This is a genomic window from Arthrobacter sp. 10T413_2, from assembly GCF_056394205.1.
This window is the reverse complement of record NZ_JBFTHK010000196.1, coordinates 1-7,334: the sequence shown is the minus strand read 5'-3', so window position 1 is coordinate 7,334 and position 7,334 is coordinate 1. Positions and strand designations below refer to the sequence as shown.

The 7,334-nt window shown below is 61.3% G+C and carries 7 protein-coding genes and 2 pseudogenes; 2 read left to right on the top strand and 7 right to left on the bottom strand.

Translation table 11 applies throughout. The features are described 5' to 3' along the window. Together AC1DBQ_RS20105 and AC1DBQ_RS20100 are read left to right on the top strand one after the other, a co-directional pair. The coding region (locus tag AC1DBQ_RS20105; protein ID WP_476930187.1) for a nuclear transport factor 2 family protein at window positions 1-492 on the top strand (492 nt) is incomplete at its 5' end. 252 nt (window positions 493-744) lie between these two features. After that, a pseudogene (locus tag AC1DBQ_RS20100) lies at window positions 745-873 on the top strand (IS3 family transposase); the annotation flags it as partial. Between the two features lie 1,035 nt (window positions 874-1,908). Here AC1DBQ_RS20100 and AC1DBQ_RS20095 read toward each other — a convergent pair. From AC1DBQ_RS20095 to AC1DBQ_RS20065, 7 genes and pseudogenes are all read right to left on the bottom strand, one after another. Beyond that, a pseudogene (locus tag AC1DBQ_RS20095) lies at window positions 1,909-2,259 on the bottom strand (acyl-CoA thioesterase); the annotation flags it as partial. A 29-nt stretch (window positions 2,260-2,288) separates the two neighbouring features. Further along, entirely contained in the window at window positions 2,289-3,050 is a 762-nt protein-coding gene (locus AC1DBQ_RS20090) for an NADPH-dependent F420 reductase (RefSeq protein ID WP_476930188.1), read from the bottom strand. Between the two features lie 77 nt (window positions 3,051-3,127). Further along, entirely contained in the window at window positions 3,128-3,622 is a 495-nt protein-coding gene (locus AC1DBQ_RS20085; RefSeq protein ID WP_476930186.1) for an NUDIX domain-containing protein, read from the bottom strand. 177 nt (window positions 3,623-3,799) lie between these two features. Beyond that, window positions 3,800-4,549, bottom strand: a complete 750-nt coding sequence (locus AC1DBQ_RS20080) for a glucose 1-dehydrogenase (RefSeq protein ID WP_476930185.1) — start codon at window positions 4,547-4,549, stop codon at window positions 3,800-3,802. A gap of 225 nt (window positions 4,550-4,774) precedes the next feature. Next, window positions 4,775-5,698 (bottom strand): SDR family NAD(P)-dependent oxidoreductase, encoded by a 924-nt coding sequence (locus tag AC1DBQ_RS20075; RefSeq protein ID WP_476930184.1) that lies wholly within the window; start codon window positions 5,696-5,698, stop codon window positions 4,775-4,777. A gap of 43 nt (window positions 5,699-5,741) precedes the next feature. Further along, complete coding sequence (locus tag AC1DBQ_RS20070) at window positions 5,742-6,515, bottom strand: SDR family NAD(P)-dependent oxidoreductase (protein ID WP_476930183.1); 774 nt, start codon at window positions 6,513-6,515, stop codon at window positions 5,742-5,744. After that, window positions 6,515-7,334: isocitrate lyase/PEP mutase family protein (locus tag AC1DBQ_RS20065; protein ID WP_476930182.1), on the bottom strand; the 820-nt coding region annotated here is incomplete at its 5' end. The genes AC1DBQ_RS20070 and AC1DBQ_RS20065, both read right to left, overlap by 1 nt.

The following is a 7,334-nucleotide window of genomic DNA, read 5'->3' as shown; positions in this document are numbered from 1 at the left end:
CTTCACGACAACCTGATGTTGTATGTCAGGGGGGCTGACCGGCACGACCGCGAGCTCATGCTGTCGACCTACTGGCCGGATTCTTTCGATGACCACGGCGCCTACGTCGGTGACGGCCCAGGCTGGGCTGATGCTGCTATGGCCTGGGAAGATCAGATCTACAGCTGTAGCCATCACGTCTCCAACGTCCTGTCCGAGATTGACGGCAACCGGGCCAAGCGCGAGAGTATGTTCATTTGCGTTGTCCMGTTCAAAGAGCCTGAAGTCACCATGTTCCAGGCTGGCCGCTACCGCGACCTGTGTGAGAAGCGGGACGGAGTGTGGAAGATCCTTCACCGTACCTGCGTCTGGGACTGGATCGACGTAAGACCGATCAACTCGGACTGGGATATCGTCAACGTCCCCCGCGTGTCCCACTGGGGAGCTTGGCGTACTGAAGACCCGATCTATCAGGACTGGATTAAGAGTCTCCCCACCGAATACAGCAGGTAGTCCTGGTCGGGCCTTTCGCAGACGAGCGTTTTGGACTGTTTGACCCGCCTCTTGTCGGATGGCGGCTGCGGGTATACGTTCGCATGAAATAGGTAGGAACCAAGCCACCTCACAAGAGGCCCCGAAGACGTTCAATGTTTCGCCCTGTGCGGATAGGTGCCGGTGCGAGCGTGCCAACGCGATGCTCGGTATCGATGGAATGGACGTGCAGATGAATCCACGCCGTGACKAGAAAATCACCCGTCGCACCGGGAGGACGACAGCGTCAATGGGGCCAGGAAAGATTACGCCGGCCTGAACCGTGAGGGCCWCAAAGTGGCCCGGTGCACCGTGGAGCGGCTGATGCGCCGTACAGGGCTGCACGGTGTGCGCCGTTCCAAGGGCCCCGGACCGCATTGCCAGGGGGTCCTAGTCGGAGCGTCCGGCGGATCTGGTCCGGCGGCAGTTCAGCGCGCCTGCCTCGAAACGGGGCGCTGACATAACCTAGGAAGCCGGCTGTGGACAGGGTAAGCAGGTTACGGATCGCAGCTTCGTTGAGCTCTACGAAGGCAGAGCATTAGTATCTGATGACGTCATGCCTCGCTTTGCCGGCTCGGCGGCAACCTTGCACGCCGACTCATTGAGGCCGGACATGATGTCCTCGTCGCAGACGCCCGCGGGCCTGAAGTCATCGCCACTGAGGTACTCGCTGCAGGTGACCGTGCAGTGGACCTGAGAGCCGCAGTCMATGGCAGGCAAGTGATTGTTATCGATCCCGTTCTCGAAGCAGCCCGAACTTGCTACCTCCTGGCCAAGGTCKTCGACCTCGGTTATTGCCATACCTCGAACTGYTACCCGGCATGAGCGGCACTGTAAGGGCAAACGTTAACGGTCAGGTCGAGAGCCTCGGGAGCGCTGAGCAGCTAGGCCGACCAGTCGTGAAGGCGTAGAACGCAGCGCTTGCCGTGACTCGGCAGACGAAGGGGCGTCCCGCAGGAGCAACGGATCGAATCGCGGTCCCAGTCGCCGCCGATTCTGACGTGGGCCCGCAGAAAGATCATGCAACTGGTTGACGATACGGGCTTAGGCCCATTCGATGCCGGCGTTCTCGCTGAGTCGAGGCGTCAGCAGCCTGGCACTCCCGCCTATTGCACGGAGCTAGTGTCGAGGAGCTTGGTCATGCTCTGGCCGCGGCAGAAAAGGACAAGGCACCCATCACGCCCGATCGACTGAGGGAGCACTTTGCTCGCTYACGGAAGCACCAATCTTGGATGAAACTGTTGCGATGACCGCGCTGCGCACGAATGACAAATGCGACTGCTTGGAGCCGAGCGTCGCCCTGACCACACAACCCCAGGACGATTGCTATGTTCGAAATCATTTGCCAGCTCGCAAGTACTGCGACCAGACCGGGACGTGGTTCAAGGCCCGTCGCTATCAAAGGGGCAAGTAATGGGGCTCAGTGAGAATCCGGACCATTCCCTCCTGTGCCACAGAGGCCACATGCTGACCGGCTTGGTTGAAGAACTTGCCGGTGGCGAGGCCGTGGGCTCCCTGGGCGCTGGGGGATTCCTGGACGTAAAGCAGCCACTCGTCGACGCGTGCCGGGCGGTGCCACCACATCGCGTGGTCCAGGCTGGCAACGCTCATTCGCGGCGTGATCCAACTGAGCCGGTGGCGGCGCAGGACGGATTCGAGCAGCGTGTAGTCGCTGGCCAGGTCAAGGAGCACGACAAAGGTAGACATGGGGTCACCGGTCGTGGCGCCGGCACTACTGTTTTCGGCTTCGGTGATGGCTCAACACCCCTTACTTCGCATTAGCTGTAGATGGCACGGTTCAATCTGACGAGGTAATCGGTGGTGACCGTTGTGTAGTCCGCGAAGCGTTCTGTTATGGCGGCGATCGCGATGTCCCGGCGCTGCGGGAGCCTGCTCTTATCGGCGGCAGCAAGGGCGTTCGGGATTTCCTGGCGGGTGAAGTCGGTGCAGTAGCTGGGCGCTCCGGGTTGCTGGCGCCAGGAGCCCGCCAGGGATCCGGCGTCAACCGCGTCAAACCCGGTCTCCTCGACGAGAGCCATGGCTACCTGCTTGTCGTGATCGCGGTCCGCGGCCACGGGGATTGCGATGCGATCGGGATCGCCCGCTTCTTTGCCGTTGGCATCGAAGGATCCGGCTGTAATGGCGTTCCAGGCTTTGGTAACCGGGCGCCCGAGCTGCTCGGTCATCCATACGCTTTCGACCTGTCCGTCTTCGAGTGCCTGGACTCGTCCATCACGCAGGGGGTAGTAGTTCGACGTGTCGACGATTACTGCATTGGCTGGGAGATTGGCCAGGAGACGTCTGATCTCGGTCATCCGGCTGAGCGGTATGGAGGTGATGAGGACATCGACGTCGGTTACGACGTCGGGTGCCTTTACTGCCCGGGCGCCTGTGGCCAGAATGTCGGAACCGATGGTTTCGGGGCCGCGGGAATTCGCGACCTTCACGTCATGGCCTGCTCCGCTTAGCTTGCGGGCCAGTGTCGCGCCGATTGATCCTGCTCCGAGAATGCCGATCTTCACGTCCGTCCTTTCGTTGATCCTTCAGGGGGGAGAGAATGTGTTCACTTCCGAGAGTGCTGCAGCTCTTCCTTTGGGTCTTGCCGTCAGGAGCTTGCTCACGGTTGAGGTGTCGGGACGGTGGATGGGCAGTGGCCGGTTGCGTCGAGCACGTTGTCCAGCCACCTGACCCGATTAGTAAAACGCTTCACCTTATTCGGTGCCGTCCACCGGTATGAGTCGTGTTCCCAGTTGATTTTCAGCCGTCGCCGGGACGTTAGCGCAGTGAAAGTGTGGACGAGCCAGGGAGTTCCCGAGTCGTCGGCGACTACTAGGTCCGGTCCTTGCCGAAGGTCCAAAAGGTCTGTGGCCTGCAGCCCCGTTTCTTCGAGTAACTCTTCAAGCGTCTGCTGTTCGGGCGTAGCCCCGGCTTCCACAAATCCGGTGATGCAGTGCCAGAGGCCGCTGTCGTGGCCAAGGCCACGCCCCCTTCTAAACAGGGCTATCCTGCCCCTGCATTGGACGACGGCGGCGATGACGACGTGGTCAGGAGCGATCTCACCTGCACTGTCAGAGAGACCCCATGTGGCAGGAACCGCGTGGATCGTGCTCATTTTGTTGTCCTTATGCTCGCAAGGCTGGCGGAGGGTGCTCGCTTGCCCCTTTGGAGATGCCGATCGCGTCTGACGGATGAGCGGTCAGGGCGGTACCACTTTCGCGAGTGCCGCCGCGCCCCTTTTTTGAACGAGTTGGGCAGGGGCGTCACTCGCGAACACCTCGGCGCGAACCTGTTACTCGGCCAGGCGTCCACCGTCAACGACTAGTTCGCTGCCGGTCATGTAGGAAGCCTCATCGGACGCGAGGAACAGCACAGCGTACGAGACCTCACGCGGATCGGCGAACCGGCGGATCGGTAGCGTCTGAGCGATCGCATCCAAGGTCTCGGCATCGTTCAGGTTCTTGGCCATAGGGGTGAGGATCGCACCCGGGTGTACGGAGTTCACGCGGACATTTTGCGGCCCGTACTCGATTGCGGTGGCCTTGGTCATGCCTCGAACGGCAGCCTTAGMGCCCGTGTACGCCACGTTGGGCGTTCCCGACAGGTGGGCCATGGCCGCTGCAGATGAGATGTTGACGATGGAGCCGCCGCCCGCCTCGATCATGCCAGGCAGGACGGMGCGCATGCCCAGGAACACGCCGGTCTGATCAACTTCCACAACCTTGCTGAACGTCTCGGGGTCGAGGTCAGCAGTGAACGCATTKGGACCCGAGAGCCCCGCATTGTTGACCAGCACCGTGACCGGGCCGAACTTGTCGACAGTTGCGGCGATGACAGCTGCCCACGAGTCGGCGTCCGACACGTTGTGAGTTACAAAGAACGCGTTCTCGCCGAGTTCGTCGGCGAGTGCCTTTCCGTCCTTCTCGTTAAGGTCGGTGATGACGACCTTCGCGCCTTCCTCCACGAAAAGGCGGGCGTGCTCGGCGCCCATGCCGACTGCTGCCCCCGTGATGATTGCGACCTTGTTGTCTAGACGACCCATGGCGATCTCCTTCTTTTGTTGCGCCAGTGTTGCGGCGCGGGATTTTTGGTTTTGGTTCTTTGACTTCGATTGAGTGTCGGTGAGATTCCTCGAAAGGGATGCTGCCGTTGTCGGTGACCCGATTCCAACCTGCTCGAACCGTGCTGCATGGTCTCGGCGCAAGCAATCATCAAACGCGCAAGGCGTTCTGGAACGTGCAACGCCCTTCCTTGTCTTTCAAAGGCATCACCTGGAGACGTCTGCGGCGTCGGCTGGGAGCACCGAGTCGAGCTCGGGCGCCAGATACACCATCTGGTCGCGGAACGACTCACTCGCGTTGCGGAACGGTCGCAGTTCGCCATCCTTTGTGAGTTCATCCGCGCCGTTGGCCCAGGCCTCAGGTGTGGGCACATCGACCCTCATTCGTGGCATACCGGCGATGGCCACGCGACCGGCCGCAACTCCGGCTATCTCAAAGGTGTCACCGTGCACCGTCGTGTCCTGGTGAGCCAGCCACGTRACGAAGGCCGACACGGCGCTGGACGGGACCGTCTTGCGCATGGCGTCCTGGATAACGGGGTTCGGGAACGCATCCTCCGTCATCGGTGTCCAAGCCACCGGCATCAGCGTGGTGACCTGCACTCCGACCTCGCGGGCTTCGGCCGCGAGGGTGATACCGAGTCCCCAGATCGCGGCCTTCGCAGCGTTGTAAGCCGAGTCGGTCGGCACACCCATGACCCCGTTCGACGAGATGTTGATAAGACGGCCGCTCCCCGAGGCGATGAGGTGCGGCATCGCTGCACGGGAGACTCCGACGACGCCCTTGACGGCCACATCGAAGATGCGCCACCACGTGTCGGGCTCCATCTCCCAGAAACGGCCGAAGGCGTTGATCCCGGMGTTGTTCACCACGATGTCGAGCTGCCCAAAGGTGTCGAGCGCAGTCTGGACGATGTCAGACGCGCCGGTGACGACGTTATGGCTGTCAACCACTGCTGTGCCACCGGCATCGGTGATCTCGGCTACTGCCTCGGCCGCATTCACCGCGTTGAGGTCATTGACGACCACGCGAGCGCCGCGGGAGGCGAGCATCTTGGCATGCTCGCGACCCATTCCCTGTCCGGCACCGGTGATGATCGCGACCCGGCCGTTGAAATCGAGATTGTTCATTTTTTATTTCCTCCATGTTTTTCAATTTGGAAGGCCCAGCATTTTACTTTCCAGCCAGCCAACCGCCGTCGACAGGGAGGGAGATTCCTGTGACCATACGGGCCTGGTCAGAGCACAGCCACACGACCGCATCTGCCTGATCCTCGGGTTCGGCCAACACATGCATCGGAATTGCCGACAGAATGGTTTCCTGGAACTCGGGCGAATTTTGCTCGAAAGCGTTTTTCATCATCGGGCTCGTCGTCGACCCCGGTGCGAGGGCGTTGATGCGGATGCCATGGCGGCCGTAGTCCATCGCCGCGTTCCGCGTCATCCCGACGATGCCGAACTTCGACGCGGTGTAAGGCGCGTTGTTGGCGATTCCGATTATGCCCGCACCAGAAGCAGTGTTGAYGATCGCGCCCCCTCCGGTCTTCAGCATCGCGTTAATTTCGTGCTTCAGGCAGTAGAAGATGCTGTAAAKATTCAYCYTCATCACTCGATCCCAGATCGCGCTTTCAGTCTCCCCGAGAGGAGTGAAAACACCGTTCATTCCTGCATTGTTGAAAGCGAAGTCCAGCTTTCCGAAGCTCGATACTGTTGCGTCCACKAGKCCTTTGACGTGCTCCTCCTCGCTGACATCGCAGTGGAAAAAGTCGGACTCGCCACCCGATTCCGCGATCAGCTTTGCGGTCTCGCGCCCCGACGCCTCATCGATATCGGACACCATTACGCGCGCGCCGTTCTTTGCGAGTGCCAGCGCACTTGCCCGACCGATGCCGGAGCCCGCCCCGGTGACGAGGCCGGCTTTCTTCTCCATCACGTTCTTCTCCACCATCAGTAGTTCTCCCCTACATGGACGTTGTTGTCGTAGTCACGGCGCGACTCCTGCGGAAGGAACCTGTCCTCGGTCTCACGCACATAGTCGGTAGAAGGAAGCCCGAACGTCGCACCCCAGCCGATGCTGTCGGCGTCGTCGTTCATGCGATCGATGTACTCGGCGAGCGGCGTGGCCTCGCCTGATGTCTTCACTTGCATGAGCAGAMGCCACACCTCGTTGATACCCGGGAGCACGAAGGGCACCGGCTGGATCGCCTGACCGATCGCGGTCATCTCGGTGACGGTCTTCCGCCCGATCATCGGAACCCCAATGGCATAGGCAGGTCCGGGTGTCTCCTTCAGCGCGAGCTCGGCCTGCTCCCAGGTATGGAATCCCTCGTAGAAAATGACGTCGGCGCCAGTCTCTGCCTTGTAGAGCTGCGCGCGGCGGATTGCCTCGTCGACGCCACCGCCGGCGGCACCGTAGCCGTCGGTGCGCGCCACTATGACAAAGTCCTTGTCGAAGCGGTCGCGGGCGTCGACGGCTGCGTTCAGTCGTCCGATAGCCTCGGCGTCGGAGACTAGCTCGATCCCGGCCACGCCGCCCGATTTCTTCGGCTCCCGCTGATCCTCAATGTGGATACCGGCGACGCCTGCGTCGATGAACTCGGACACCGTGCGCTGCACATTGATCGGTGCACCGAAACCGGTGTCAGCGTCGCAATAGACGGGGATGTCGACGGCGCGAGCCGTGCGTTTCGCGTGTTCGACAACCTCCGTCAGTGTGAGCCATCCCGTGTCGGAGACACCCTGCCACCATGCTGACATGCCACCGGAG